The organism is Terribacillus jepli (assembly GCF_047228925.1).
Classification (GTDB): domain Bacteria; phylum Bacillota; class Bacilli; order Bacillales; family Amphibacillaceae; genus Terribacillus.
On sequence record NZ_JBFEGH010000002.1, the window covers coordinates 44,890 to 70,964 of the forward strand.

Below are 26,075 nucleotides of genomic sequence, written 5' to 3' on the forward strand. Positions count from 1 at the left end.
AGAGCGTTTTTCACTTGTTATAGGTTTTTGGTCATAAAGACCGTTTCTATTTCTGCACCATCAGGTTTTATGACTGTTTTCCTATCACTGATGGAAAACCCTTCCTGCTCATATAATGCAATATTTCGCCGGACGGAAAGCCTCACTTGACAGCGCAGCATATTAAATCCATGACTGACAGCATGGTCGGCTAAAGCCGAAAGTAATTGTCTCGCTATTTTTCTCCCTCTTTCTTCTGGACGGACAGACAAACGGAAGAAGTATAAAGCATCTTCTTGTTCTTTGAATCGAAGAGCACCTATCGCTTTATCGGCCTGCCAATATATAAGGGCTCTTTCTTTTTCATCCTCTAATAAAGATTTAATAGAAGCTGCCGTTTCATCCAATGCACTGGATGGAGCGGCGATGTATCTGTATTCCTCAAATGCAGCGAGCATGACACGATGGATTTCATACGCATCCTTCGGTTCAGCAAATGTGATCATCCTATTCCTCCTGCTTTGGTGCTAGATTTTTTAAATATAATCCTAGCATATATTGTCACTATTTATATGTGAACACCTCCAGACACACTCAATTTGGGAAATAGAGTCTCATGTAAGGGAGAAAAAAAATGATTGCAAAGCTGATATTAGCTTTCAAATAGGAAATTAAAAGGAGGTTCATCACCACCATTTTCCCAATACCGGTTTTCCATTTTATATTTTACAATTTAAGATAGGATTACATAAATTAATATTCAGGAGGAAACATGAAATGAATAGAAGTAAGTTTATAACTGTTTTGTTTGTCAGTCTCGCAATGGTACTTTCATTGACCATCTCCTTGCAGCCAGCAAAATCCTACGCTGCTGTCAACAACACACCCGTTGTCTTCGTTCACGGCTTAACAGGATCGGATTCGAATTTCTATTTCATCGAAAGATATCTGGAGAGACAAGGCTGGTCGGATGAAGAGCTGTTTGCCATTGACCTCCCTAGCAAGCAAGGGCATCAAGAATTGAATTCAGCTGCCATTCGAGAATTCGTTGATGATGTACTCGCGGAAACAGGCAGTGACAAAGTAAACATCGTCGCGCATAGCATGGGCGGAGCAAACAGCCTTTATTACATCTTGAACAAAGGCGGAAATGATAAAGTGGATAAGCTGGTGACAATAGGAGGAGCGAATCGACTTACCACAAGCGTAGCTCCTGATGGCATAGACACTACTTCCATCTACTCGACGAGCGACTCTATTGTCAGTTCCTACTTGTCTATTTTATCTGGTGCAAATAACATCAGGATCTATGGGGTTTCTCATATCGGTCTTCTGAACAGCTATCAAGTAAACAACTATATTAAAGAGGCGCTTACAGAATAACTCTTTAATTAATGTGACTGGTATATCAAATTGATGCATTTTTAGCTGGCGGGGAATATTCCCTGCTGGCTTTTTTCACTTTCTTGGATATTTCTGGACATATGTCCTTTAAGAAATCTGAGTCTTTCGATAAACTCAGAAGAAGGAGGTCTTTTCGATGAAGTTCCTATCTGATCAAGCATTGATTCCAACTTATTTAGAACAGATCAGGATGAAGTATAAGCTATCAAACTGCAAAATCAGATGGTTGAAATTCACATCAGGCGAGCTTATCTGCCAACAGGGCAATCCCTTGGAGTATATTTAGTTTCCTCGTTAAAGGGAAGGTAAAGATTTATACCACTTCTCCTGAAGGCAGACAATTAATCGTTGCGTTTAATTGTCCTTAAGAGGTGTTTGGAGATGTGGAGCTAATTCAGAATGTACATCTATTAAATACGGTGGAAGCAGTCACTCCAATAGTCGTTGGGCGGATTTCTGTGAATGAAGCAAATCGGCTGCGGGCTGCGAGCGATTTAGACAGTACACTGCTTGATATAATAAGCCGGAAATCCCTTACAAAGTCTACCACGCTTTCTTTTCATTTACTTCATCCAACCGATGTTCGTTTTGCAAGTTATTTATACTCCATAACGCATGATGAGAATGGAAATTGTGTACAGAAAAAAATTGCAAGCAAAGACCTGAAAGAAATAGCAGGCTGTATCAATACAACAGTCCGGCATCAAAATCGCATACTCCATTCTTTTCAAAAAGAAGGCATAATCGAACGCATCCGAGGAGGTCTGCTCCTTAAAAGTCCATCACAGTTAAAAGACAAAACAAAGGATAATTTATACGAAATTCATATTAGATTTTGATGGTACATTAGCAGATTCAGCAACGTGCAGTATTTTAGCTACACAAGAAGCCTTTAAACTTTCAGGGCTGACACCCCCCGATTCCAATCAGGTTTTACACTACATGGGGATACCGATTGAACAATCATTTAAAGAAATGTCGACTGAGCCTTTATGCGAGGAATACTTCGAGCAGCTACTCACATTATTTCGCTCCACTTATAAAGAATTGGAACAAGTCACCTTAAGATCATTTGAAAACATACATAACGTATGGAAGGATTATCACAAAAAGGTATTCAGTTATTTGTCCTTTCAAGTAAAAAGACAGATGTGCTTTATCGTAATTTACAATCATTACAGCTGGATAAGTATTTTACGGATTGGATTGGTTCGGATCAAGTGACATATTACAAGCCGCACCCCGATGGTATTCATACAATTATGAAGCGCTATGGCCAGCAGCCTCATGCATGCATCATGATTGGTCATGCCATATTTGATATTGAAATGGGACATGCTGCCGGCTGCCATACATGTGCAGTTGCCTGGGGCAGCCATTCCGTCACCAGTCTTCAACAGGCAAAACCCACTTACTTAGTGAAGGAAACAAGGGAACTTTTAACATTATAACAGTGCCTAAAACGAACGAACCATATTTCTGCCTGTGCCGGCAGAAACTCCAAAACAAAAACCGAACTTGCGCGAATCTTGATGGAAAGATTCACGTCATAGTTCGGTTTTTTCTAGCTAAAGTACCAGACTCTTTCAGGAGCAGCCTCAGACTTTCGCTGAATTAATGAATCAGCAATTCTCCGGCGTACCAGCATTCGTCGCTGTCTTGAACGACGACCCACACCCGCAGCTGACAATGGCATTCGGGTTATCGATGGTGAATTATCGGTACCCTTTACGCTCGTTTTCCGATAGCCTAATCGTTGATATTTCGGGGTTTTTCGGTTATGTAGGCGGATTGTTTTTCTTCCGCAGGATTGTCGATCACGACCGTACAGAACGGTTAATCTCGTTGTAGTCAGTTTACCCTAAGTCCTCCGTTAAGACAAGCAGTAATTCTACTCTGAAGTCTATACCAAAGCACATTCTGTTCTCTATGCTGTTCGCTATGCCGTCGAGTGTCCGCAGGTGAATAGTGATCCGGAATATTCCGAATGGCTTAACGGTGCTGTTCGGCATAGTAAACGGAATATACTGCCAAGCCGCGACATTATCGTTATAATGTCGCTATCGACTTCCCTTTATCATCCTACGTTTTTTCATCGGAATTATGCGCGGCAAAATGAACACAAAAAAAAGAGGCGAAGCAGCCGTAGCCACCTCGCCTAATTAATCGATCCATTCCACTTTTATCGGCGTCCTACACCGAAGACAAATCGCAGTCTCTTGTTTCTTCCGTACAAACCGTTTCTTTCCGCAATTCGGACATTCTATTTTCGCTTCATATATAAACGGATATGCAAATGCCGCAAATGCTCCGAGCCATACCGGAATAGCAATAACGAATCCGATAATTGTGATCGTTAGTAATAACGCAATTAACGCCAGGACAAAGCCCGTTATAATCGATAGGACATTCTTCACTTTCCGCTTGCCACCCGTAGCAATCTCCGACCTGCTGACCGTTACCGTTTCATACGTGTACCTACCATTACCTTCCACACTATCCGCCCCTTTATATCACTTATTCAATACTGGATGAATAAAGTAATCATCTGCGACATTCGGATAATTATCTCGGTTGAAATTGTTCCAATTGATTTTATCGAAAGTCTCTCGAGTCATTCCAATTGTATTAATTACGGATTCCTCTTCGTTACCATACTGATCTACAAGAGGGTAGTACCAATCTAAAACGACATTGGATACTTCTTCATTTTCGAAAAGCTTTTTAAATATCTGCGAAGAGTCATCCTCGATTCCGCCCTTTATATAGCCTTCCGAAAAGTTATCGTCGGCCCGAAGTGAGGCTATTACAATCTTGTCGTCGGCCGCCTCGGTTCCCGCATTATCATTTATTTTGAGTTCCTTAATCCGCTTTTCATCCATGTTCGATTCTTTGCCAGCAGCCTTGTTAATCGCCTTAGTTATAGTCTCCTCGAGAGAAGGTTCGACTTTCTTTTTGGCTTCTGCCTTTTCGGCTTTTTCTTTCTCAGCCTTCTCTTTAGCTGCTTGCTCTTCTTCCTTCTCCTTTGCAGCTTTCTCTTCGGCAGCCTTTGCCTCTGCTTCTTTCTGTTTTTCGGCTTCTTTTGCTGCGTCGTCTTCTTTAGTTTCAGCTTTAGCTGCCGAAGGTTCCGCTTTATCCTCGCTCTTAACTTCGTCCGTATTAGCTGAAGTTGAGGTATCAGGACTCGTTCCGAAACCAATTATAGCAAGCAATATAATAACTATTGTAATGACTGATCTAGTAACCGTACTCCATTTCTTACTAACCCATAATATTACAAGTCCGACCGGGAAAAATAAAACTAGCCATAAGATAATAAACCATGTTCTTTTATACAATGGTTCTTTCAAATTAGACTCCCCTTTAATTTTATAACTGGATTATATAATACAATCGTCCTAAATAGTAGAAAATTATGTAAAAGAGGCCGAAGCCTCTTATTCTTAATACCTATCCAAAGCCCTTCTCGACCGGGCGTTCACTTCATTCACTGCTCCCGTAACACCTCTTCTCGCACCTTCAGCTCTAATTTCACGCTCGAGATATTTTACAGTGAATTTAGCCATCTCTGTCATTGATTCTCTCGTTGCTGGGCCGTGATATTCAAGTGGCATACTAATATTATACGTGTCACCAGATCCTCCAGCTCCCGACAATTCCATATTTGCAGCGGTTTCCATAGCTCGAAGGCTTGAAGACCTCATTCCACTTTCGAATTTTTCCATATTCAGGGAGTCTATCGCTGGCATTGTTGGCGTGGCTGCTGATGTTATTTCGTCCGCCATACGTTCCGCCGATTTTAATACGGAACCCATTGCGTCAGTCATACCTACGCCAATGCCCGGCGGTATCCAACGCCCGACTTCCTTCGCCATTACGCGAGAAGGCGAGTGAATTCCGAGTGGCTTCTTAATCCAGTCTGGAATTTTATCGGCCAGCCCCGCGATAACGCTGCCGAGGTCTATCGATTGGATACCCTCGATAAGTCCGTTAACAATGTCGGCTCCAATGTCGATCATATCGCCGATAATGCTGCCGATTCCGTCGAGGATTTCGCCGCCGATATCTAAGGCTGCGCTGCCGACATCGCCAAGCAAGTCGAGGACTCCGTCAATAAGCGCTAGTATCAACTCGCCGCCCATTTCGAGTAGTTCCGGCAGATGGTCGATCAAAGTATCGATAATTACGCCGATAATCTCGATGATTGCACTGATTAACTCGGGTATAATCTGGATGATTCCGTCAATTAGCGCTAGCAGTAACTGAACGCCTGCTTCTAGGATTTGCGGTAAATTGTCGATGATTGCGCCAACAACACTAATGATTAGCAATAGCGCCGCATCGATAAGCTGAGGCAAGGCATCAATCACTCCTTGTACTAAGGCAAGCAATATCTGAACACCTGCGTCGATAATCATTGGTAAATTTTGCACGATTACGTCAATTAGCGAAGTGACTAGCAGTAGTATCGCGTCGATTATCTGTGGAAGCGACGATACAAGTCCGTTGATTAGTGCAGTCACAATTTGAATCCCAGCCTCGATAATAATCGGCAATAGCTCAACAATCGTATTAATCAGCGTCGTAATAAGCGTCATCACAGTCTCGATTATTTGCGGCAAAGCCTGCACAATTCCGTTGATTAGCGCAACTAGAAGTTCAATCCCCGCTTGGATAATTAACGGAAGCAAAGCCGCAATTGTCATCGTGATTGTCGAAATCAATGTCGTTACAACCTCGATGATTACCGGTAGCGCCGTTACCAATCCCTGCAGCAACGTAGTCAATATCGTCGCGCCCGCTTCGAGAATCATCGGCAGGTTTTCGGCGATTGCTGTTATGATGAACGTTATGAGTGATGTGATCCCTTCGATAACTAGCGGTAATGCCGTTACAATACCGTCAAGGATTGTTTGAATAAGCTGAACTCCGGCCGTTAATATCATCGGCAAGTACGTCGTTATACCGGTAAGTAACGCCGAAATAATCTCGTTTGCTTTCTCGGAGATCATGTTGATATTGCTCGTTATTCCTTCGGATATAGCCGGTAGGAAACGAGATCCCGCAATTAGTAATCCAGGAAGTCCGCCGACAAGCGCACCTACAATAGTCGGAATAAGCCCCGCAACAAGATTGCCTAAGCTACTGAAGTCGCCCGCTATTGCATCGTTGAATACCGTTTTTAGCTTCGAAAGGAATCCAGATATGGCCTCGATACCGGCACCGATTACCGACTGTACTCCTGGCGGAAGCATATTATATAAAGATTGACCAAGCTCCGCTGCCTTCGCCCCTATCGTCGATGCTGTTTCTGCGATTAGAGTACCGAGTTTGCCCATCGTACCGCTGAAGTCTGTGAATAACGAAGCTGTTGCGGACTTAATTGTGTCCCAGTTCTTCGTTATTGCGACGGCCAGTCCGATGATTACTGGTACTAACGCCAATATAGCTGCAGAAATTCCAACGAATGCCCCTACCGATATTCCGAGTACGCCTGCGATGATGCCAAGACCTGCTATAAGTCCAGGTAATACCGAAATAATGTATAAAATCCCGGCACCGAACAGTAACGCTATCGGGGTTATAGCTGCTAAAATCGCGAAAGTTGTTTGCAATTCATCAGGTAGTCCATTGAAAGCATTTATCATGTCTCTAACTACGTTAGTCACGGCAATTATGGCTGGCGTTAGTGCCGCTCCTATAGTAATCTTCATTGTCTCGAAGGCACCCATAAGCTCTTCTATCGCACCTTTTAGGTTATCCTTCATCTGTTTGGCCGTCTCTGCCGAAGCCCCTGCGCTGTCTTCTAACGATGCAGTCATTTTATCGATTTCGGATGGTCCAGCTTCCATTAAAGCTAGGAATCCGGATACTGCTTCTGTTCCGACTAGCTGCGCCAGCGTTGCCGCTTTCTGAGTGTCCGTCTGACCCTCGAGTGCCTTGTTAAACTCCTCGACGACTCCCGATATACCGATAAAATTACCTTCAGCGTCTGTTACAGATACGCCTAACGCTTCCATTGCTTTCGTGTTCTTCTCCGATGGATTTAATAGAGCAAGTAACGAGGCCCGTAGTGCTGTACCTGCGTTTTCTCCGGATAGCCCTCGATCGGTCATATGACCGATTGATGCGGCTAATTCTTCGAGGCTGATCCCGAGTGCTGACGCCGGGGCTCCCGCATATTTTAAAGCGTACTGCATATCGGTAATATCCGCTGCCGATTGGTTCGCTGTCTGTGCTAAAATATCGGCAACCCTCGAAGCTTCGCCTGCTTCAAGACCCCATATATTTAACGCCGATGCAACTACGTCCGCAGTCTGCGCCATATCAGCCCCGGATGCCTCTGCCGCCGAGATAACACCAGGCATTGCCGCGATGATTTCAGTAGCCGTAAATCCGAGTGCTGCGAGGTTTTCTTGCGCTTGAGCAACTTCAGCCGCACTTTTTGAAGTACTGGCTCCGAGTTCTAATGCAGATTGTCGCAATTCCTCTAGTTCGGTACTCGTAGCCCCTGCGATTGCACCTACGCGGGATATCTGCGCTTCAAAGTCTGCCGAAGTCTTTACGGCTGCCCCCACTCCGACCGCCATTGCTGTTCCTGCGATGGCCGCCATTTGAGACATGTTTCGGCTAAAGTCTTGAAGTTGGCCGACCGCTGAATTAATACCTTTTGTAAAATCGGATATGTCGGCTGTTACCCGTACTAAAACGTCTCCTATCATAATCTAATCACGGTGTTAAACCTTTTCCTATGTTCCATCATGAAGAACCTCTCCTTTTTTGACCAATGGTCAAATATTTATAAATAAAAAAGCGCCCATAATTGGACGCTAATTATTTTTGATATTATCTACTTTTCGAATATAGGCTTCGCATGCTTCGTAATACTTTTTTGCTTTTTGCTCAATCACTTTAGTTTTCTTATCCCCGCTTTCATAATGACCCATTTGGTAAAGAACCATTGCATCAATGGAGACTTCGAATAAATCGATAAGCGCCTTTTTGCTTGGTTTTAGATTTGGTGTGTTCGGCAGCTTTTTTAACTTCTTGAGACCTTGTTTCATATTTTCCTTGATGTGCTTAGCAATTGCCTTTTGTTCATTAATATTCTGAGTTACTAGGCCATTGAATTGATTTTGTACGAAATGCTCTTGATGTATCTTTTGCATCTGCTTAGTCAAATAGGTATCCATCATTGTCTATTCACCCTCTCCTTTCTTTTTTGCTAATTTTGCAAGCTCTTCGAGTTCCGCTTCGTATTCCTCTTCGGTGAATGTCTTCCGAGTAGTAGGCTTGTCAGCAAAATACATTTCGTGACGTTCTGCGAGTCTGCCGATAAGCTTATAGTAAAGCTCCAACGCCTTCTGACTCGGTAATCCATTGTTTTGAGCGTCTCCCCGGATTGACTTAATGAGTTGCGAGTCGACCAATGGCTTAAATATAGCCAATTGCTGCTCCGATAAGGCGTCCATATAGCGAATGAAGTCCGGGCTTTTTTGCCAGTTATGGAGGCTTTGTCGGCTAACGCCCACTTCTGCAGCAATCACCTCCATCGTCTTACGCTCATTTTTGAGTTTGAATTGGTTTTCCACTAGCAATCGAGCAGCTATAGCATGCGTAGGATCCAGTGCTTTCTCATAATCTTTTAAGCTTGGCATTTTTATATCTCTCCTCTAATAGCGGTTCAATTGTGCGATACCTGTCGCCAACTTCCCGCAGTTTTTTATTTAAGTATTCATCGTCATTTAACAGTCGTTGCACTTCACGTTTATGCTCGTCCTGATCTTCTCTAGTTACGCTACCGCCCCACGGCGTAAACTGATGCCTGCCGCCGATTTTAATAAATTGGCCAGCGTAGAATGATCGGCTTTTTAAATCGTCGATATCATATTCCTCGCCGCTTTCTATTAGATCGTTACATTTCTCCACGATACCGATTGCCACTTCAAGCCCGATTGCTAGTCCGTTATCCTCCGAACAATGAGACAGGAGCACTAACGGCAGATCATATTCCTCAAATATTTCGGTATCCATCGGAATTGGTCGATTGAATTTATGCAACGTTGTAATGTACTTTGCTACGACGGGGACAAGCCCGCCTAGCTTAACGTATGCATACTCGCCGACTGTAGCCGGAACGATATTTAAATCCGGAGCATCGGCAGGTAATCCGGCAGCCAAACGACGCTTTGTAACCTCTTCGTGAAACTGTTTGATGCGCTCTTGCATTTCTTTACGATCATCTGCTACCAATCTATACACCTCCTTTTTCACAACTTAAAAATTATTTGATTTCTCCACGTCGCCATGCACGGTATACTTCTGGTTCAATGATTCCGTACTTATTAGGGCCGCTTGCTCTATCTGTGTAAATCGGATGATGTACCGACAAATTCGGAGCGTTATCTTTGGTCATTCTTTCGTTAGTTCCTAATTCACGGGCTAAGTCGTAATACTTCCCTTGACTATCAACCATTATCAAATCGTGATATGCCTTTGCTGCTTCGAGATAAGCTTGTTTAGCTTTTGCAATTGTTTCCAATGTCTCGTCCTTCTTAGATTCATAATTTACCAGTATTTCTTTTCTTGCATCTCGGAGAACTTCTTCGTGTAATGCCATGATCTTCATATTCTTAGAGTTAGTAACGGCACTTTTCCGCTCTACTGCTCCACTCACTTCCAACTCTAAAGAAGCTACCTTCCGGCGCATCTCATTTTCTTTTATTCGATTCTCTTCGGAAGGGTCGTCACCCATAGCCTCCATCGCTGCTTTTAGTTCCTCTTTAGCTACTACAAGTTCTTCTGCGACCTTTTCGTTGTGGGTTTTAATAGTCTCATTACTTTTCGCCAAACTTTCTTTTAATGACTTTAGCTCTTCGATTTTTCCTTGTAACTCTTTTGAGAATTTCATATGATCCCATCCTTATCGTATTATTTTTGTTGGATTAAACAGTCGATCGCATAGCAACTGCCAGCGGCCCTTTATTGTTCTGGAATACTCTAATTGATCTAATGCGTTGTCCATCGTTGCGATTTCCTGCCAACTTGCATCATCGTCGTTAAAATCCGTAGCTGCAAACTCCGCCGCCGAGAATCGTTTCATTAGGCGGGTTGTTGTTTTGGCTAGCGAAGGATATAACGGTGAGTTAATGCCCTCTACTTGAAATATAATCGGATCCACAAGCGGACCATCTACGTGGACAGTAAGCTGTATCACTCCGGGTTCTTTTGCCGTATCTCGTAAAGCCCGCTGCAAGGCGACATGGCTGCAGTATTCTTCGTCGTGCTTATGCTCGCCGGTTGCTACGAATATGCCAGACCGTTTTTCGCCCTCAAAGTTAGTCAGAATGTACGAATAAACTGTCCGCGCATCGTCGCCGGCCTGGGCTAGGTACAATGTGTATTTCATTCGGCTAGCCTCGGAGATTGTTCGGCAGCCGGTCGTCCAGCTTCATGATTTCCGTTTGCTATTTTAGTAGAAAGGACAAGTACGTTACTGAATGCTCTTTGATACTCACTTTCTGTTACTGTTCTTTTTGCTCCGCTTGTGCGCTGATACCTGAGTACGGTTTGTTTTGCTTCTTCTAGTTGCTTTTCCAGTTCTGCGCGTTCCTTTATCCATTGTTCGTTCATTTCGTCGCCCTCGCTTTTTCTTTGGTTTTTGATTGTAATGAACAGATAATCCATACAAAACGTGCGAATTAGAGCCGTTAGGCAGTGCCTTAGAGTGTTTATACCTCCGACTGCTTAGTTGTCTTAGAACGGCTTAAAACATTAAAAATCTGTTACCTTACAATCGAACATTCTCTCGGCCGGACGGCGTTGCTCAATCGGTATCCGGAAATGAACGCCGATAAGTTTGCCCCACTTGAAATACTCGGCCGTAATCTGCCAATCTTTCTTATAGCGTTTGATTCGGCGAATGAGCTCTCGGTCTTCTGTGTATCCAGCAAGCCACCCCTTTTCCTGCTTCCAGATCTCATTTGATCCCATTGAAACCCCTCTTTTATTTTTTGTATAAAAAGACACCCTCCAGCTCTGCCACGGTATGAGCCTTCATCGGGTGTTAGCTATAATTTTTTAAAGTTATTGACTATTTACATTTGATATGGTAATGTTATTTTGGACAAGTGTAGATAGTAACCAATATAATCATGGAAAAAGTTACTGTATAATTCTTCTATGATTTTCTGAAAATCTCATATATTCTTCTGTAACTATGAATTTATGGGAAAGTCTAGCAGCTACAGCGTCACTGACTCGTCGTTTACCGGACTCAATCATCGCAATTGTTGCTTGCGCCACTCCCAAAAACTCGGCGAATTGTGTCTGATTCATTCCTAGATACAATCTTATTGTCTTAAATTTATCCCCGCTCATAAGCTACCCTCCTTTTTATCACTATTAAGCCAAAGAAATAGCAGATACGCTGCCGGCTTGCGTACCTACCTCGTTCCCCTTATACCTTTTTACTGCGGCTAAATTTCTTACTCTTTTCCTTTCGTGATACATTTTTTTAACCCCATATTTCTCAATGAGATATTTATTTATCTCGTCAGGATCCATGTAATATGTTTTCACTTCTCCCGGCTCTCTTCCGATCGGCTTTCCGAATTTAACCGATACTTTTGGTCGTTCGACTTCATTCCCATTGTAGGGTACAACGTGCTTCGGCTTGCGTTTCCCACCGATAAGACTATCCCTCTGCTTTGCAGCGGCAATACGCTCTATCTTGTGTACGTCGTAAGGTGCTTCGTGCTTCCATGAAGATTTAAGCATTTCGTATTCATCTAGCCAAAAAGGGTATTCAAACCAGTGGTAATAATTCAGTTCGCGCTTGGTCCTTTTCTTTGGTTTAAAAAGCGCTTGTTTCTCACGTTTCATTTGGCGCTGTATCGTATCACGTGCAACTTTACAGCCAGCAGAGCATGTCTTACTATTATTTGGTTTAGTACTGTCACGATAAAGATATCCACAGTAATCACAAGTCTTTATCCGCTTATCACTCTTATCATGGAGATCCCCTCGTAATAAGGAGGTAATAACTTGAAGTGCGGCCGACTTGCTTAATCCATAAACATAATCTCTTGCATATCTAATCGAGCCCTCTCCCGGATTCCGATACCTCATTCGACCACTCCTTTAAAGTTTGTATTCCGCCCATTCCCGAAGTACACGACGCATTCTTGACGACGGCAAGTAAAGTTGAATAGGTTGTCCGTTTCTAATCCGCGAACGGTATATCCACTGCAGCAAATCACTAACCGCTAGTAAGTCTTGATTAACCTTTACACCGTTGTCTTGGAAGAACGCCTTTTCTAATGGATTCATATATCGATTAAAGACATACGCCAATGCTTTGCGGTCACTATATTCGTTAGTTGCACGGGCATTACATTGAAGGAATGACCTTGTATATCCTCTTCCGGAATGTCCTGACTTCGCTTTTTTAACTGTGGTCCATAAGATTTCCTTTGATTTAGCCTTCGCGATATTCCGGAAGTAATTGTAGATATTGTTTCTAATTTCTTCTTCTATTTCTGCGCTCATGTTACCTAAATAACTTGAACTAAAGGCATTTTCCCTATCTCCGATCTCATTTAATTTCCCCTCATATAAATCAATTAGATTAAAAAGCTCCTGCCGATTCTCCGAAGAACGGTCATAACTTGCGAGAACGTATTCAGTGCCTTGCTTCTGGACAGAATTGTATTTATAATCGAAGCTATAGAGATCGAAGTAGTAGCGTTGGATTTGTGCATCGAAAAGGTATGTTAGTATGAAGACATTATCAAAAGCGCGGAATACTTGCGGCGGGAAAGCCCATATTAAAAACTGGCCGCGATGGTAAAATAAATTATTTGAGTTTGCTAGTAACTTAATGTCCAGATATCGACCTTCAACATACTCATCGCAATTCCAAACCACTTTATTATCGACTATTTGGATATGACCCAATCGCTGTAAGTCTGTTATGTCTCGCTTAGTTATGTTTGCTTGTTCAATAACATCCATAACTTCATCGAGAATTAACGTATAACCTGCGTCCGTTAATAGATCGATTAGCTCGTCGTCAGAAGCTTGGAATAATGAGTGTGTCGAAACTATATCGCATCCACTTACGATAAGTTCTTTAAGGCTGCGCAACTTACTCCCTTCGCTATTGTTATTATTCGGAGCAATGAAATCACGGGTACTCTGCTCTTGTATTCGCTCCACTTCGGAAAGATACGGCGTGATGTAAATGAATTTATGTGGCTTGTCCGCTTTGTTCATATAATTGATTGCCCAACTCGTCTTACCACTACCCATGATCGAATCCACTACATTGATTGTCATCAAATCACTCCCATAAATTTTGTTAGTAACAACCATCAAATAAGCAAAGGGCAAAAAGTACCCCCTACTGTATGTACGCGTCCCGATTGCGTTTGGAGCATTTTTCATGTCCGTTTTTCGCGTTTGTAATGTAACATTAATCACAACGAAACATTCTCGTAATAAAAAATACATAAATTGTAATTTATTCAGACTCATAAAATCATTCGAGTAAATGCACTATGTTTATAATCTAAAAAAATTGATAAGTATTTCAGTTCAAAACGGCCTCAATCGTGATCGTGGCGTTCAAACTACGCGCAACCTCTTCGCCCTTTCGTACCCGACGCTTGTATTCTCGCTCAACCTCCGATATATGACGGCGCAGAAGATCGTGAGCTGGCTGCAGTTGTATTAATTCGCTCTTAATGCACCGGCGTCTCTGCAGAACGTCTTTCAGTTCACGGGCATACTGGAATCCTTCCGTTTCATCGAAATCGTGCTTTTCGATCTCGTGATATATGGCGCTGACCTGCTTGTCCGCTTCGGATTGCATCTTATTCAGCATTTCGAAATTTTCGGCAATTTCTTTATGTAGTTCCTTGAGACGCTCGAAATAGTGAGAGGCGAGAGTCATGCTATCGCCCCCTTTACAGCAGTTTCGACTTCTGCTCCGAAAATGGCAATTAGGCAGCCGGCCGTAATCATTTCAGAAGTTGACTCGACATATCCTAACGGCTTCTCATGCGGATATAGCTCGGCGTACTCTTCCGGCGTCATATGCGCGACAAAGGTATGTCCGTTTGGCGCTTGGTACTTCACTGTAATATCGCCGGCAACTCGGACGAACTGCGCGAGATATAGTTCAGCTTCGAAAGGATCGGCGCTAATCCATCGGAAGGACGGCTCGGTAGCTTCCGCCTCTGCTTTCGGGAAGTCTCCGTAAATTGCGTGCAGTTCTGCGTCCAATTCTTCGCCGAAGATATCTGTAAGGACTTCGACATAAACACATAGCGTTCGGCTATCCTGCGATTCCTCTAGCGGATCAGTCGGAAACATGCGATCATACTCCGCGATTGATACGGCCTTGCTTCGGTTAAATCCTTCATCGTTGAATCGAAGTTGTACACGGTTCCCGACACGAGTTGCCAATAGGAAGAACTCCTCGACGTCCACCTTGCGCCATTTTACGTAAGGACCGGTCGGCATTTCTCCGGCAACATCCGGGATATTGTAACGTTGGCGGATTGCATCGAAGATCTCGTCGATATTACTCATTTCATCGATAGAAGCGCGGCAATGTTTGCGGACAGCTTCCGGCATATCGAATGCCGCGAAGTATAGATCGGCTAGTTTTTCGAATGCTTCTGCGGATACATCCGGGCGGACCTGCGGATGACCTTGTACCTTAATCGCTTCGATGATTTCGTTTCTTTTCATTATTTATCGCTCCCTTGTAGGCGTTTTTTAGTTTCGGTAATACCACGGCGGACGACTTCGAGTAGACTATCGGACTGGAATACGTTAACGATGGCGGCTGCGCCTGCGGCATCCAGCGTCGGAAATGCTAGCGCGAATGTTTCGTTTTCCTCCGATATAACGATGATTCGATCTCCAATTCGGCGGCTGAATCGGTAAAAAGTGACTTCCTCCGGATCGTGCGGCACCATTACGATGTCCTCCGATAATGCGCTGCCTGTTACAGTGACGGATTGCTGCTTGCGGTACTCGTCCATAAAGCGGATTTCTACTTTAACTTCGTTCATTTTCCGGCTCCTTTCGCTATAAGGCGATAATCAAAGTGACGTAGACAAAGGCCAGCGTTGCTGCGAATAGTATCGGGAAAGCTATTTTCGGATTTGTTATTGTGAGCGCCTCCTTACGTTTTCAGTTTAACTATTTGAGTAATACTTTATGAGTTAATAATATAACTCGACGAGTCATACGTCAAGCGATTTACGAAAAGAATTTTTTAAGGTATAATGAACGCATAAATAAACGGAGGTTATATATAGGATGGGGAAAATAAGATTCACACTAGAAGACACACTAAACACACTAGATGTATCCCGTAACAAGCTCGCCGTAGAAGCAAAGGTACGTCCGGCAACTATTGCGGATATCGTTAAGAGCGAAAGTAAGTCGATTAACTACGATACATTGACCGCGATACTCGATACGATCAATAGACTTGCCTCCGAGAAGAAAATAGACAAGCGATTCAACGTCACTGATGTTTTTACATATGACGCAGAATAGGCGCCAACTAGGCGTCTTTTTTATTGCGTAATTCCTGCTCATAGGAATCGGGTACGTATTTCGGACAAACATAATAGTTCAACATTTATTTTGGTACGATGTCGTACCAGTTAAAGAACGATAACCCTCGCCGCACACTTCGCATCCTCCGCCATCGTCCGAAGCATCATCGCACGCCCCTCCGAGAAAAGTCCCTATATATAGTACCCAGCTCAACCGCCTAGAGAATACAAAAAAGCGCCGATGCCGTAGCATGAGCGCAGTTAATTCCTATATAAGCCCCTGAGATTAAAATTTTTGGCGCGAATTTTTCAGCCCCCGGAGTTAAAAATGATGCTCGTTCGGTTTGGCTGCTTGGAGAGGGCGGACCCGGCGCGACCACCCCCGCGGCTTTCTTCGGCTGCCGATCTGGGAATATTGCATACACTTCCGGCCAATCACCGTTGCATAACGTTGTATATCGTATAAATTTACAGTTTACATAATCACCATTTTCGGAACTTGCGTTATGCCACAAACCGCATCATATCAACGTTTCACAAAGTGCCGAATTTTATTGTTTATGCACGTTCTTATACATCGTTGATATACCGGCATTCGTCACGCTTATTTCGTTTGTGAAATCCGCCGATAATGTATAAACGATAGGCCTGTCGTTATTCATTCGGCTGCATATCCGATTCATTCAGCCCCCGAAATTTTGGCACCCTCTCCCGCGTGAAGCCTGCGCCTGGTATATCGGCATATCGTAAACCCTCGTCAAGGTTTCGGCACATGTTGCAGCTACCTCCGATATATGTTGTAAAGCGCGTGGCTATGCGATTCGTGGCGATTTATTGCCGTCGATATGTGCATGAGGATAGCGACAAGGTGCAGCTTTACACGGGAAATATTTCCGATGATATTTACTACTACACTACCGACCCTTTCGGACAAAGAACGTCCTCAGCAGGGAAAGATCGCCCTGCAGATTACTTTACTCCGAATAATATCTTATCGGTGGAATTAGATGGCATGAGGTACGGTTTTTGTACCGATATGCAGTGCTTGTATTTTAGCACTTTTATATACTCTCTTTAAGGGAAAGACGCTACAACCCGCATTATATCAACGTTTTCGACGGATTTTAGCACATTTATCCTGCTAAACGGAATGTAGTAGTAATTAGCGCGGTATCTGCCCAAGTATCACTTTTCCGGTAGCTGATCGGAGTAAATCTCGACGTCGACGAATAACGTAGTACGTTCTCCGAAATGGTTTGACGTCAAACCGTCCGCGTATTTACCGATTGCTCACCTTTCGGCGGAATTACTGCCACGATAGGGCGGGTTTTGACCGCATGTTGTCCGAGAAAAGTCATATTCGATTCCTGATCGACTTTCGTTTATAAAAATCCTTACTCGGCGCAAACTTTTCATGAGCTGCAACGATATCATCTCGCGAAAACTGCAGATAATTCTCCGTTGTCTTTATTGATGAATGTCCCATTATCTTGCTTAACGTCATTATGTCTCCGCCCTTTTTTAGATACTTTATCGCGAACGTATGGCGGAATCTTCCCGGCTGTATTTGCGCCAAACCTGCCCGTCTGGCATACCGGTGAAATAGTCGACGAATAGCATCAGGTTTCAACGGATCCCCGAACGCCGACAAAAAGATAAAATCGCTCTCTCCGAAAAATTTCTCGTTCTCCTTAATAAGCCTCCCGATAAGATCGAGGACAAACTTTGATACGGGTACATCACGATACTTCCGAGTTTTGGATTCATTTGCCGGTAGCGTACAGATACGTCTATCGAAATCAATATCAGATTTCCGGAGGTTCACTGGCTCAGCCACTCGATATCCTCCGTCCAGGTAAAAGTAAATAAGTATCTTACTGCGGAACCCTGCGTATGTTTTAACATCAATTACGTTGAGTATCTTATTTATTTCATCGTCGGTAAAATATCGGATCTTCTCGGTATCAGTACGCAGCTGTTTTATCGGTGTCATCGGATTGATATCCGTGTAGCCTTCCCGATTCAAGAAATTATAGAAGGTCCGGAGATTACGTAGCCTTATATTTATTGTTGCCGGCGCCAGTCCGACCTTTCCGTTCTCTTTGTCCGATAATCCATCATATTGGATCCGATCAAACTGAAGAAAGTTTATGTAATCCCTGACGTCTGATGTTGTTAATTCATGAATAAATCGAATCTCCGATTTGAACTCGTCAAGGTAATCCGTAAAGTAACCAAAGGTCCTGCTATACTCTTTTAGTGTACTGTTTCGGCAGCCCTCCGCCTTCTTTACGTTAATAAATGAATCAATAGCTTCGGAAAACAGATAATCTACTACTAAGTCTTTTCCTTCTGCTCTAACTTCTCGGTTGCCTAATGATATTTCGTGTTCAAATTTGTCATAGTTGTATTTGTGTCTCATACTGTTTTATCACCTATTCTCCATCTTCGATAATCAGCACCAAAAACCCTTTAAAACGTTGCTATGACGGCGTTTTCGAAGTGTCAGCGAAAACAAACGGAAGTTAACGGAAAAAACGAAGGTACAAAAATAGCGCCACCCTCCGAAAAGGATGACGCTAGTCTTATCGTTTCTTATTTATATCGGTTACTCACGAATGGCGAAAACTGATCGTGCTTCTCGCGCATTTCTTTTATGTCCATCTGAATATATCGGCGCATCGTACGAATATCCGACCACCCTCCGAGCTTCTGCAGCGTAAAGGCATCGCAGCCTTCGAGGACCATATTTTTCGCCCATGTATGGCGGTAAACGTGCGCTGTTCTTTTCTTCGCAGTCACTCCGGCCTTCTCCGCATAATACTTCAGTCGCTTGTTAAAATGGTTCTGACCGAGGGGCTCTCCGTAGCTGGAAAGAAACAGCCGGTCTGTCCGGAAGTGCTCGTTGTTTTCTGTTATCAATCGCAATATTAATTTCGAAGTATGCGTAGACATCGGCACCATCCGTTCTTTCCGGTTCTTACTTTTATCGGCGTCGATATGGATGAACCGCGTCTGGAAATCGATATTTGCCGTTCGTAGCGACAATAGCTCCTGCGCACGCAATCCGCAGTCAAGCAGAATATTAATCGCAACATAATCTCGGAATGATACGTATTCCTTTAGATTCGGTACCGCTAGGATCCTGCGCACTTCATCGTCAGTCAACGCGTTAGTCAAATCGTTCTGGTCGAAACGAAGCAGCTTAATGTTCCGCATCGGACTAACCGGAATCAATTCTTCGCGCTCCAAGAAATTAAACAACGCGATAAGCGCACGGAGGTTAATGTTTATCGTAGTATCGGAGAGACCTACGCCCTGGTCCGCCGTTATAAATTTGTGGCCGCCATAACGAGGCTTATCGTATTTCATATAGTTGATGTAATTTCGGAACATCTCCGCAGTTAATTCGCCGACATGCGATACCTCGTAATTTTCGTCGAGCCATTCTCGGAAGTATCCGAACATCTTTACGTAGTCTCTTAACGTTCTATCCCGCACGCCCTCCGCTCGTTTTCCGGCAACTACGATTTCTAGCGCTTGATCTAGCGAAAGCTCCGGATACTCCTTCACTTTTTCGGATAATGCTACGACTCTTTTCCGTGTCTTCTTCTTTAACGCCATAATAAAACGACCTTCCTAACGAGTAAGTTTTACCGTTAAGAAAGCCGTGATTAACAATCCATTCCCGCCGATATTACGGTTGTTTACGTTCATTATCGGAATTGTTTTTCTTCAAAATCCGCCCGCAATCCGTAACCCTCCGCTAACGTTTCCGATTAGCCTATCGGATGATGAAACGCTAGCAATTCTCCGGCGTACCAGCATTCGTCGCTGTCTTGAACGACGACCCACACCCGCAGCTGACAATGGCATTCGGGTTATCGATGGTGAACCCGCCGCCCATCATGTTTTGTTTAAAATCGATGGTGGTTCCGTCGATGACCGGGATATCCATGGAACGGATGATGACCGGGATATCGTTAACCACTTCATATGTGTCCAATTCTTCGTTTTTCTCATATTCAAAGCCGAGGCTGTAGGAAAGACCGCTGCAACCGCCGCCTTTGACGCCAAAGCGGAGAAAGACAGTTTCTTCGTCTTCTTCCTTCAACATGTCCTTGATCTGAAGGCTGGCACTGTCCGTAATATTCAACACCATTCAGGTTACCTCCCATTCTAATCTTATCTTTAGTATACGCTCCTATATAAAGATGCTCAAGCACCGCGCTCCCAATGGAATGTTCCAGATACTGTCTTTTCGGCTGCACCGCGCATCCAGACAGATCCATCCTTTTCCCAGCGAATGAACAGATCGCCACCGCTTAGATGAACAGTCACTTCTTCCCCGTATGGTGCCTTTTCATTCAGGATAGCTGCAACAACTGCCGCACAGGCACCGGTGCCACATGCCTGTGTCACACCTGAACCGCGTTCCCAAACGCGGAAATGCATCTCCCTATCTGAGAGCATCTCGATGAATTCAACATTGACTCCTTCCGGGAATCGAGGGTCATTCGTAATAACGGGACCTTGTGTGTAAAGCGGCGCATCATCGATGTTATCGACGAAGAAGACCGCGTGCGGATTGCCCATGCTCACCGCCGTTACCAAAAGCTGTTCTTCCCCTGACTGAAAATCTTCCGCTACTACTTTCTGGGCTGGTGCACCTTGCATCGGAATCAATTCCCGCTGTAAAATCGGCGCGCCCATATCCACCGTCACTTCATGTACATGCGCTCTGGTTCCATGGACTTGTGCTTCTACCTGTCCCGCTTTTGTCTGGATGGTGAATGTATCACTTTCCACTAAGTTATTCTCATAAGCGTATTTTGCAACACAGCGCAGACCATTTCCGCAATTCATGGCTTCAGATCCGTCAAGGTTGAAAATGCGCATGCCGACATCACATGTATCACTAGGATGGATGAGAATCAAGCCATCAGAGCCGATGCCGGTATTCCTGTCTGCTACAGCTATCGCAAGCGGTGCCAAGCTTTCCTCCTCCAGTTGGAATTGGAATAGATCTACGAAAATATAGCTATTTTTCAAGCCGTGCAATTTTACAAAAGGTATGTCCATTGTCTCTTCTCCTCTACTATGAAAAAAGCCATGGCCTGCGGAATGCAGACGCATGGCCAATTAAAATAACGGATTTTCTTCAATGAACTTGTAAACATTCTCGACAAGTTCATCGGCTGTTTCAGCAGTCACCGGCTCGCCATTAACTAGCGCGAACATGTGCTGCGCGCAAATGCCGCAAAAGCTTGTACAGCCGTATTCTATCACATCGAGACCTGGATCGCTGTCGAGCTTTTCGAAAGCTTCCTGCGAGCCGGAGGCCAGATTATTTACACAAAACTCGATGATCGGATTCATCCCGCTCACTCCTATTCTAGGATGTAACACTATCAAGTGATAATCCTACCATAATGCGGGATGCAAGCACAACTAGGCTGACTTTTCGACTGCTTTTGTGACCGCCTTAAGCGAGATGATCCCTTCCCCAGCAATTTCATCATCTACCAGTACAACCGGATAGAACAAATCCTCATCGATCACTTTAGCCGCAAATTGTTTGTGTTTTTCATCCGCCGGCGGTTCGTGGATGTCGATATAGTCGAATTGGAACTGCTTGTTTGCAAACTTCCTTGCCAAGGCTGCCTGAAGCCATTCATATGTATCCTTTGAGCTCGGTGCGTTGACACAGCTTGCACAAATGATATCTGCACCGTACACGGTGATCCTGGTTGTCATCCTGTTCCACCCTTTCGTATGCTGTTACCTTCAGTTTACCGTAACCAGTAAGATGTTGGAATACATTTTTAATTGATAAAATTTCTCAGTTAGCTATCGTGGATTTTTTGACGGAAAGGATTTATAATGAATATATAATCGTAAGGGGGATAATGGATGATGGAAAACCAAGTACAAGAAGTTCTGAATAAATTACGTCCATTCTTGCTTCGTGATGGCGGTGACGTCGAGCTTGTCGATGTTGATGAAGGTATCGTGCGTCTGCGCCTTATGGGAGCATGCGGTAACTGCCCAAGCTCTACGATCACATTGAAAGCCGGAATCGAACGTGCCTTGATGGCTGAGGTTCCTGGAGTGCGTGAGATCGAGCAAGTATTCTAATAGAAACAACAAACCCACAGAGAAGTGCTCCTTCTCTGTGGGTTTTTTCTACAAAATTACTTAATCGCTATGTAAATCTCTACTTCCCCATTCGGATGATATTCCTCCAAATCATATGAGAACTCTCTTTGCAGGCGTCCCCTCCTCCTCATGCTTCCATATACATTTCCAAGTATTTATGATACCTTGTTCATTTGTTGTGTCTACAGGAAAGATTTCATATTTTGTATTATCAGATAACTCTATTGAAGATTCGCTTGTATCATCCTCTGTCGCAATGCTCAAAGTATAGTCACCCTTGTAATCAGTTTCAAATTCATGGTATACACCATAGTCAATAGCTTCTTGGTTTGTTAAGCACATTGAAGCAGATTTCCACAATTCGGCAATCGTTTGCTTTGAGAATTCATCTTCAGAATTATTCGTTCGATTGTTAATCTCATAAGTACCCCCTACCCAACCATGTTTAGTGTGACACCATTCTTCTGTATCTTCCTAGCGAAAATGAAAACCAACATCAGGCTTTTTGTTGATTCCTAACGTCCGAAGTAAAATCCTAGTAACCTGAAGACATACAACCCCCAAAAACAATAAACGTTAAAAACCACAGAAATATATGATTTCTGTGGTTCGGATTAAGCTTCAACCGCAAGTTCTTCTGTACAGCTGCCTTTTGCAGCACAAGAAAGCAACAGCCACTCAAAGCCTGGATATTTATTTTGATAGTCCGCATGGATGGCATCCGCTGCTATTTCATCTACGACAGCAATCATCGTCGGACCGGCTCCGCTCAAATAGACGCCATACGCTGTACCCTGCAAAGACGCTGCTATTTCGCCGTAATGAGGAATCATCGACTGTCTGTAAGGCTGATGGAAAAGATCCCTTTTCATCATCTCCCCAAGCAGCTTCCAATCCTGCTGCAGCAAGGCAGCCACTGCTACATTGGCAATGCCGCTAGCTTTTACCGCCTCTTTATACGGAAGCTGTTCGGGCAGGACCGCCCTGGCATCCGCTGTAGCGAGCTCGAATGGCGGAATCACAGCCAGAAAACGCACATTTTTTATAGGTGTTTGCACATGATGGACTTTGTCATCATAATATCCAATCACACAGCCGCCCAAAATCGATGGCGCTGCATTATCTGGATGTCCTTCCAAACTGACGGCGATCTCAAGCTTTTCTTCATCGCTCAGCTGAAGCGATAAGAGGCAATCCGCCAGCTCGATCCCAGCCACAAGGGCAGTCGCACTGCTGCCGAGTCCCCTTGCCAGCGGGATTTCGCTATTCATACGGACTGTACAAGCTGGCAGATCTTCAAATCCATATCGTTTAGCGACAAACCTGGCCGTTTGGTAAATCATATTGTCCTTGCCAGACGGCAGGCCTTGTACTGCATCTGACAACGGGATGAATTCCCACTCGTCCCCGAGCTGCACATTTAGTTCCAAAAACAGATCCAAGGCAATTCCAACAGAATCGAAGCCTGGTCCGATATTGGCAGTGCTAGCCGGGACGCTTATTTGCCAGCGCTTCATTACATCCGCTCCTTGATGGCATCCGCAATCACTGTCTCATCATTCGGGAGAACAACCGGCTTGATCGTGCTGTATTCGATTGCTGTATTTGGATCCTTCAATCCATTCCCAGTCAGCACACAGACCACTTTTGAACCTTTTGCCACCTCTCCTTGTTCCAATGCCTTCAAAAGTCCTGCAAATGACGCGCATGAACCCGGCTCAGCAAATACGCCTTCCTTACGGGCGATTTTCTGATAAGCTGCGATGATTTGCTCATCTGTCACCTCGTCGATCGTACCGCCGGATTCATCTCTTGCAGCGGTCGCCTTTTGCCAGCTTGCCGGATTCCCGATACGGATGGCCGTTCCGACGGTTTCTGGATTCTCGAACACGCGGTCATGCACAATTGGTGCTGCTCCACTTGCCTGGTAGCCTTTCAGAACTGGCAGGTTAAATCCTTTTTCCTGCTCATATTCTTTGAAGCCTTTCCAGTAAGCACTGATATTGCCGGCATTTCCGACGGGAATGAAAAGATAATCAGGTGCTTGTCCCAATTGTTCACACAGCTCGAAGGCTGCCGTTTTTTGTCCTTCGAGACGATATGGGTTGACGGAATTGACAAGTGCGACAGGTTCCGTTTCGCTCAAGTTCCGTACCACTCGCAGTGCATCATCGAAGTTACCCTCGATCGAAAAGATCTCCGCTCCATACATCACTGCCTGTGCAAGCTTGCCTTGGGCGATTTTCCCTTCCGGAATGACGACGAAGCAGCGCATTCCGGCACGTGCGGCGTAGGCTGCTGCTGAAGCCGATGTATTCCCTGTCGACGCACAGATGACTGCTTTGGCCCCTGCTTCTTTCGCTTTGGCAATCGCCATCACCATGCCGCGATCCTTGAAGCTGCCTGTCGGGTTCGCTCCTTCAATTTTGGCATAGGCATCGATGCCATACGCTGCTGATATTTTCTCCAGCTTTACAAGGGGGGTATTGCCCTCCCCAAGGTTTACAGCTGGTGTTTCCTCTGAAATTGGCAAATGCTCTCTATAAGCTTCCAATAGTCCATTCCATACCATCCTGCTCAATCCTCTCCGTCTACACGATAACAGCTGATAACACGTTTCACGACGTCCAATTGTTCCAGCTGCTGTATGCTGTTTTCGATTTGCCTTTTGCTATGTTTGTGCGTCACCATGACAACCTCTGCTGTCTTCGAGCTAGGATGCGGAAGCTGAAGGATTTTCGCAAATGAGACATCTTGTTCGGCAAACACGTTGGTGACTGCGTGGAATGCACCAGTCTGGTCCTCTGCTTCCACTCTGATAAAGTGCTTGGCATGTTTTTCGGTATCATCTTTTAAAGCGGTCTTGTATTGCGGCTGTACATAAGCTTTTCCGCTTACGCCAAGCCGGATGTTTTTGACGACTTCCATCAAATCCGATACGACTGCCGTCGCTGTGGGCAGTCCGCCGGCGCCCGGACCATAGAACATCGTCTCTCCCACTGCCTGCCCATATACATAGACAGCATTGAATTCATTCTTCACCTGTGCGAGCGGATGTGCTTCTGGCAGCAAAGTCGGCTCGACACTCACTTCGACTTTGCCCTCATCCATCGCGGCAATTCCGATCAGTTTCACGATATAGCCGAGCTTCCCGGCAAACTCGATATCTTCCCGGGAAATGGAAGTGATACCCGCTACATCGACATCCCCATAGGCGACAGGCATCTTGAAAGCCAAATTCGCAAGCAACGTCATTTTACGGGCTGCATCCAGACCTTCCACATCCGAAGTGGGATCTGCTTCAGCGAATCCGAGCTCCTGGGCTTCCTTCAGCACCTTTTCAAATGATCGTTTCTCGTCTGTCATCTTCGTCAGGATGAAGTTCGTCGTCCCATTGACGATCCCCATCACTTTCTGGATCTTATCTGAAGCAAGGCCGTCACTTAGCGAACGGAGGATCGGAATCCCGCCGGCCACGCTAGCCTCGTAGTAGATATCCGTATCATATTCCTGGGACAACGCAAACAGCTTATCCCCATGCTCGGCCATCAGGTCTTTATTGGCTGTCACAATCTGCTTGCGATTCCGGATACTGCGTTCCAGCAGCTGATAGGTGTCCTCCAGTCCGCCCATCACTTCGACCACGATATCGATCGCTGGATTATCGGTGATAGCAGCAGGATCTGTGGTCAAAATGCTGCCATCCGCCATATATTCCCGCTTTTTATCCTTATTTTTGACGAGTACCTTGGCCACTTCCACTTCACAGCCAAGCCTATAGCGGATTTGTTCTTGATGCTCCTGCAGAATCTGAACAACACCGCTTCCGACTGTACCAAGGCCGCATAAGCCGATTTGTATCTTTTGCTTCATCTCATCCAGCCTCCTGTCCACCTGAAATACACAAGTGTTCTTATATAAAGGACATTATAACTCTATCAATCTACTATCGCA

Annotated in this window: 30 protein-coding genes and 2 pseudogenes; 5 read left to right on the plus strand and 27 right to left on the minus strand. The window is 44.6% G+C overall.

The features are described 5' to 3' along the window. Nucleotides 1-17: 17 nt before the first annotated feature. Entirely contained in the window at nucleotides 18-485 is a 468-nt protein-coding gene (locus AB1K91_RS02540; RefSeq protein WP_413087873.1) for a GNAT family N-acetyltransferase, read from the minus strand. 271 nt (nucleotides 486-756) lie between these two features. On the opposite strand from AB1K91_RS02540, the gene AB1K91_RS02545 reads away from it, so the two are divergent. The 3 genes and pseudogenes from AB1K91_RS02545 to AB1K91_RS02555 all read left to right on the plus strand — a co-directional run bounded on the left by AB1K91_RS02545 (nucleotide 757) and on the right by AB1K91_RS02555 (nucleotide 2,834). Beyond that, nucleotides 757-1,362: an esterase/lipase family protein gene (locus AB1K91_RS02545; RefSeq protein WP_413087875.1), complete on the plus strand. Its 606-nt coding sequence runs from the start codon at nucleotides 757-759 to the stop codon at nucleotides 1,360-1,362. Between the two features lie 479 nt (nucleotides 1,363-1,841). Beyond that, the gene (locus AB1K91_RS02550) at nucleotides 1,842-2,222 is read left to right on the plus strand and encodes a helix-turn-helix domain-containing protein (protein ID WP_413087877.1); all 381 of its coding nucleotides are present in this window, start codon (nucleotides 1,842-1,844) and stop codon (nucleotides 2,220-2,222) included. Nucleotides 2,223-2,253: 31 nt separating this feature from the next. Continuing rightward, a pseudogene (locus tag AB1K91_RS02555) lies at nucleotides 2,254-2,834 on the plus strand (HAD family hydrolase). A gap of 171 nt (nucleotides 2,835-3,005) precedes the next feature. On the opposite strand, the pseudogene AB1K91_RS02560 reads toward AB1K91_RS02555, so the two are convergent. The 17 genes and pseudogenes from AB1K91_RS02560 to AB1K91_RS02640 form a co-directional block, all read right to left on the minus strand. Further along, a pseudogene (locus AB1K91_RS02560) lies at nucleotides 3,006-3,098 on the minus strand (iron-sulfur cluster assembly accessory protein); the annotation flags it as partial. Between the two features lie 447 nt (nucleotides 3,099-3,545). Beyond that, the gene (locus AB1K91_RS02565; protein ID WP_413087879.1) at nucleotides 3,546-3,878 is read right to left on the minus strand and encodes a hypothetical protein; all 333 of its coding nucleotides are present in this window, start codon (nucleotides 3,876-3,878) and stop codon (nucleotides 3,546-3,548) included. A gap of 18 nt (nucleotides 3,879-3,896) precedes the next feature. Next, complete coding sequence (locus AB1K91_RS02570) at nucleotides 3,897-4,733, minus strand: hypothetical protein (RefSeq protein ID WP_413087880.1); 837 nt, start codon at nucleotides 4,731-4,733, stop codon at nucleotides 3,897-3,899. 93 nt (nucleotides 4,734-4,826) lie between these two features. Continuing rightward, the gene (locus tag AB1K91_RS02575; RefSeq protein ID WP_413087882.1) at nucleotides 4,827-8,105 is read right to left on the minus strand and encodes a phage tail tape measure protein; all 3,279 of its coding nucleotides are present in this window, start codon (nucleotides 8,103-8,105) and stop codon (nucleotides 4,827-4,829) included. 108 nt (nucleotides 8,106-8,213) lie between these two features. Beyond that, nucleotides 8,214-8,579: a hypothetical protein gene (locus AB1K91_RS02580; RefSeq protein WP_413087884.1), complete on the minus strand. Its 366-nt coding sequence runs from the start codon at nucleotides 8,577-8,579 to the stop codon at nucleotides 8,214-8,216. Between the two features lie 3 nt (nucleotides 8,580-8,582). Further along, nucleotides 8,583-9,041 carry a phBC6A51 family helix-turn-helix protein gene (locus tag AB1K91_RS02585; protein WP_413087885.1) on the minus strand — a complete coding sequence of 153 codons (459 nt, stop codon included), beginning with the start codon at nucleotides 9,039-9,041 and terminating at the stop codon, nucleotides 8,583-8,585. After that, nucleotides 9,019-9,636, minus strand: coding sequence for a hypothetical protein (locus AB1K91_RS02590; protein WP_413087887.1), 618 nt, complete (start codon nucleotides 9,634-9,636; stop codon nucleotides 9,019-9,021). The genes AB1K91_RS02585 and AB1K91_RS02590 overlap by 23 nt, the downstream gene beginning before the upstream one ends. A gap of 31 nt (nucleotides 9,637-9,667) precedes the next feature. Next, nucleotides 9,668-10,294 (minus strand): hypothetical protein, encoded by a 627-nt coding sequence (locus tag AB1K91_RS02595; RefSeq protein ID WP_413087889.1) that lies wholly within the window; start codon nucleotides 10,292-10,294, stop codon nucleotides 9,668-9,670. A 12-nt stretch (nucleotides 10,295-10,306) separates the two neighbouring features. Then, nucleotides 10,307-10,792 carry a hypothetical protein gene (locus AB1K91_RS02600; protein ID WP_413087891.1) on the minus strand — a complete coding sequence of 162 codons (486 nt, stop codon included), beginning with the start codon at nucleotides 10,790-10,792 and terminating at the stop codon, nucleotides 10,307-10,309. After that, nucleotides 10,789-11,016 carry a hypothetical protein gene (locus tag AB1K91_RS02605; protein ID WP_413087893.1) on the minus strand — a complete coding sequence of 76 codons (228 nt, stop codon included), beginning with the start codon at nucleotides 11,014-11,016 and terminating at the stop codon, nucleotides 10,789-10,791. The genes AB1K91_RS02600 and AB1K91_RS02605 overlap by 4 nt, the downstream gene beginning before the upstream one ends. 141 nt (nucleotides 11,017-11,157) lie before the next feature. Next, the gene (locus AB1K91_RS02610; protein ID WP_413087895.1) at nucleotides 11,158-11,376 is read right to left on the minus strand and encodes a hypothetical protein; all 219 of its coding nucleotides are present in this window, start codon (nucleotides 11,374-11,376) and stop codon (nucleotides 11,158-11,160) included. A gap of 171 nt (nucleotides 11,377-11,547) precedes the next feature. Further along, nucleotides 11,548-11,763 (minus strand): helix-turn-helix domain-containing protein, encoded by a 216-nt coding sequence (locus tag AB1K91_RS02615; RefSeq protein WP_413087897.1) that lies wholly within the window; start codon nucleotides 11,761-11,763, stop codon nucleotides 11,548-11,550. 24 nt (nucleotides 11,764-11,787) lie between these two features. Then, nucleotides 11,788-12,513 carry a hypothetical protein gene (locus tag AB1K91_RS02620; protein ID WP_413087899.1) on the minus strand — a complete coding sequence of 242 codons (726 nt, stop codon included), beginning with the start codon at nucleotides 12,511-12,513 and terminating at the stop codon, nucleotides 11,788-11,790. 12 nt (nucleotides 12,514-12,525) lie between these two features. After that, nucleotides 12,526-13,722, minus strand: a complete 1,197-nt coding sequence (locus AB1K91_RS02625; protein WP_413087901.1) for a hypothetical protein — start codon at nucleotides 13,720-13,722, stop codon at nucleotides 12,526-12,528. 253 nt (nucleotides 13,723-13,975) lie between these two features. Continuing rightward, the gene (locus AB1K91_RS02630; RefSeq protein ID WP_413087902.1) at nucleotides 13,976-14,338 is read right to left on the minus strand and encodes a hypothetical protein; all 363 of its coding nucleotides are present in this window, start codon (nucleotides 14,336-14,338) and stop codon (nucleotides 13,976-13,978) included. Then, a complete protein-coding gene (locus tag AB1K91_RS02635; protein WP_413087904.1) occupies nucleotides 14,335-15,141 on the minus strand; it encodes a hypothetical protein in 807 nt (268 codons plus the stop codon). The genes AB1K91_RS02630 and AB1K91_RS02635 overlap by 4 nt, the downstream gene beginning before the upstream one ends. Then, nucleotides 15,141-15,467 carry a hypothetical protein gene (locus AB1K91_RS02640; RefSeq protein WP_413087906.1) on the minus strand — a complete coding sequence of 109 codons (327 nt, stop codon included), beginning with the start codon at nucleotides 15,465-15,467 and terminating at the stop codon, nucleotides 15,141-15,143. Before AB1K91_RS02640 ends, AB1K91_RS02635 begins: the two co-directional genes overlap by 1 nt. A gap of 250 nt (nucleotides 15,468-15,717) precedes the next feature. Here AB1K91_RS02640 and AB1K91_RS02645 point away from each other — a divergent pair, with 250 nt between their 5' ends. Next, nucleotides 15,718-15,960 carry a hypothetical protein gene (locus tag AB1K91_RS02645; RefSeq protein WP_413087907.1) on the plus strand — a complete coding sequence of 81 codons (243 nt, stop codon included), beginning with the start codon at nucleotides 15,718-15,720 and terminating at the stop codon, nucleotides 15,958-15,960. Nucleotides 15,961-17,316: 1,356 nt separating this feature from the next. On the opposite strand, the gene AB1K91_RS02650 is transcribed toward AB1K91_RS02645, so the two are convergent. From AB1K91_RS02650 to AB1K91_RS02675, 6 genes are all read right to left on the minus strand, one after another. Next, on the minus strand, nucleotides 17,317-18,384 hold the full coding sequence (locus AB1K91_RS02650) for a tyrosine-type recombinase/integrase (protein WP_413087909.1): 1,068 nt from the start codon (nucleotides 18,382-18,384) through the stop codon (nucleotides 17,317-17,319). 173 nt (nucleotides 18,385-18,557) lie between these two features. Continuing rightward, a complete protein-coding gene (locus AB1K91_RS02655) occupies nucleotides 18,558-19,586 on the minus strand; it encodes a tyrosine-type recombinase/integrase (protein WP_413087911.1) in 1,029 nt (342 codons plus the stop codon). 178 nt (nucleotides 19,587-19,764) lie between these two features. Then, nucleotides 19,765-20,124: a HesB/IscA family protein gene (locus tag AB1K91_RS02660; protein WP_413087913.1), complete on the minus strand. Its 360-nt coding sequence runs from the start codon at nucleotides 20,122-20,124 to the stop codon at nucleotides 19,765-19,767. 56 nt (nucleotides 20,125-20,180) lie between these two features. After that, a complete protein-coding gene (gene dapF / locus AB1K91_RS02665; protein WP_413087915.1) occupies nucleotides 20,181-21,044 on the minus strand; it encodes a diaminopimelate epimerase in 864 nt (287 codons plus the stop codon). 60 nt (nucleotides 21,045-21,104) lie between these two features. Further along, nucleotides 21,105-21,341: a YuzB family protein gene (locus AB1K91_RS02670; RefSeq protein ID WP_093725777.1), complete on the minus strand. Its 237-nt coding sequence runs from the start codon at nucleotides 21,339-21,341 to the stop codon at nucleotides 21,105-21,107. Between the two features lie 72 nt (nucleotides 21,342-21,413). Continuing rightward, nucleotides 21,414-21,719 carry a YuzD family protein gene (locus tag AB1K91_RS02675; protein WP_413087916.1) on the minus strand — a complete coding sequence of 102 codons (306 nt, stop codon included), beginning with the start codon at nucleotides 21,717-21,719 and terminating at the stop codon, nucleotides 21,414-21,416. 156 nt (nucleotides 21,720-21,875) lie between these two features. Here AB1K91_RS02675 and AB1K91_RS02680 point away from each other — a divergent pair, with 156 nt between their 5' ends. Next, nucleotides 21,876-22,100, plus strand: a complete 225-nt coding sequence (locus AB1K91_RS02680; protein ID WP_038564952.1) for a NifU family protein — start codon at nucleotides 21,876-21,878, stop codon at nucleotides 22,098-22,100. 635 nt (nucleotides 22,101-22,735) lie between these two features. Here AB1K91_RS02680 and thrB read toward each other — a convergent pair. The 3 genes from thrB to AB1K91_RS02695 are packed head-to-tail and all read right to left on the minus strand — an operon-like array spanning nucleotide 22,736 to nucleotide 25,994. Next, the gene (thrB, locus tag AB1K91_RS02685; protein WP_413087918.1) at nucleotides 22,736-23,638 is read right to left on the minus strand and encodes a homoserine kinase; all 903 of its coding nucleotides are present in this window, start codon (nucleotides 23,636-23,638) and stop codon (nucleotides 22,736-22,738) included. Continuing rightward, on the minus strand, nucleotides 23,638-24,693 hold the full coding sequence (thrC, locus tag AB1K91_RS02690) for a threonine synthase (protein ID WP_413087920.1): 1,056 nt from the start codon (nucleotides 24,691-24,693) through the stop codon (nucleotides 23,638-23,640). The genes thrB and thrC overlap by 1 nt, the downstream gene beginning before the upstream one ends. Before the next feature lie 5 nt (nucleotides 24,694-24,698). Continuing rightward, nucleotides 24,699-25,994 (minus strand): homoserine dehydrogenase, encoded by a 1,296-nt coding sequence (locus tag AB1K91_RS02695; protein WP_413087922.1) that lies wholly within the window; start codon nucleotides 25,992-25,994, stop codon nucleotides 24,699-24,701. Between the last annotated feature and the right edge of the window lie 81 nt (nucleotides 25,995-26,075).

Coding starts and splice junctions, on each gene's coding strand:
- AB1K91_RS02655 (WP_413087911.1), bottom strand. CDS start 19,586: ATGGCGTTAAAGAAGAAGACACGGAAAAGAGTCGTAGCATTATCCGAA.
- AB1K91_RS02575 (WP_413087882.1), bottom strand. CDS start 8,105: ATGATAGGAGACGTTTTAGTACGGGTAACAGCCGACATATCCGATTTT.
- AB1K91_RS02630 (WP_413087902.1), bottom strand. CDS start 14,338: ATGACTCTCGCCTCTCACTATTTCGAGCGTCTCAAGGAACTACATAAA.
- AB1K91_RS02610 (WP_413087895.1), bottom strand. CDS start 11,376: ATGGGATCAAATGAGATCTGGAAGCAGGAAAAGGGGTGGCTTGCTGGA.
- AB1K91_RS02585 (WP_413087885.1), bottom strand. CDS start 9,041: ATGCCAAGCTTAAAAGATTATGAGAAAGCACTGGATCCTACGCATGCT.
- AB1K91_RS02695 (WP_413087922.1), bottom strand. CDS start 25,994: ATGAAGCAAAAGATACAAATCGGCTTATGCGGCCTTGGTACAGTCGGA.
- AB1K91_RS02600 (WP_413087891.1), bottom strand. CDS start 10,792: ATGAAATACACATTGTACCTAGCCCAGGCCGGCGACGATGCGCGGACA.
- AB1K91_RS02675 (WP_413087916.1), bottom strand. CDS start 21,719: ATGACAACCAGGATCACCGTGTACGGTGCAGATATCATTTGTGCAAGC.
- AB1K91_RS02640 (WP_413087906.1), bottom strand. CDS start 15,467: ATGAACGAAGTTAAAGTAGAAATCCGCTTTATGGACGAGTACCGCAAG.
- thrB (WP_413087918.1), bottom strand. CDS start 23,638: ATGAAGCGCTGGCAAATAAGCGTCCCGGCTAGCACTGCCAATATCGGA.
- AB1K91_RS02615 (WP_413087897.1), bottom strand. CDS start 11,763: ATGAGCGGGGATAAATTTAAGACAATAAGATTGTATCTAGGAATGAAT.
- AB1K91_RS02580 (WP_413087884.1), bottom strand. CDS start 8,579: ATGATGGATACCTATTTGACTAAGCAGATGCAAAAGATACATCAAGAG.
- AB1K91_RS02645 (WP_413087907.1), top strand. CDS start 15,718: ATGGGGAAAATAAGATTCACACTAGAAGACACACTAAACACACTAGAT.
- AB1K91_RS02620 (WP_413087899.1), bottom strand. CDS start 12,513: ATGAGGTATCGGAATCCGGGAGAGGGCTCGATTAGATATGCAAGAGAT.
- AB1K91_RS02595 (WP_413087889.1), bottom strand. CDS start 10,294: ATGAAATTCTCAAAAGAGTTACAAGGAAAAATCGAAGAGCTAAAGTCA.
- AB1K91_RS02625 (WP_413087901.1), bottom strand. CDS start 13,722: ATGACAATCAATGTAGTGGATTCGATCATGGGTAGTGGTAAGACGAGT.
- AB1K91_RS02660 (WP_413087913.1), bottom strand. CDS start 20,124: ATGGTGTTGAATATTACGGACAGTGCCAGCCTTCAGATCAAGGACATG.
- AB1K91_RS02635 (WP_413087904.1), bottom strand. CDS start 15,141: ATGAAAAGAAACGAAATCATCGAAGCGATTAAGGTACAAGGTCATCCG.
- AB1K91_RS02540 (WP_413087873.1), bottom strand. CDS start 485: ATGATCACATTTGCTGAACCGAAGGATGCGTATGAAATCCATCGTGTC.
- AB1K91_RS02545 (WP_413087875.1), top strand. CDS start 757: ATGAATAGAAGTAAGTTTATAACTGTTTTGTTTGTCAGTCTCGCAATG.
- dapF (WP_413087915.1), bottom strand. CDS start 21,044: ATGGACATACCTTTTGTAAAATTGCACGGCTTGAAAAATAGCTATATT.
- thrC (WP_413087920.1), bottom strand. CDS start 24,693: ATGGTATGGAATGGACTATTGGAAGCTTATAGAGAGCATTTGCCAATT.
- AB1K91_RS02650 (WP_413087909.1), bottom strand. CDS start 18,384: ATGAGACACAAATACAACTATGACAAATTTGAACACGAAATATCATTA.
- AB1K91_RS02680 (WP_038564952.1), top strand. CDS start 21,876: ATGATGGAAAACCAAGTACAAGAAGTTCTGAATAAATTACGTCCATTC.
- AB1K91_RS02670 (WP_093725777.1), bottom strand. CDS start 21,341: ATGAATCCGATCATCGAGTTTTGTGTAAATAATCTGGCCTCCGGCTCG.
- AB1K91_RS02605 (WP_413087893.1), bottom strand. CDS start 11,016: ATGAACGAACAATGGATAAAGGAACGCGCAGAACTGGAAAAGCAACTA.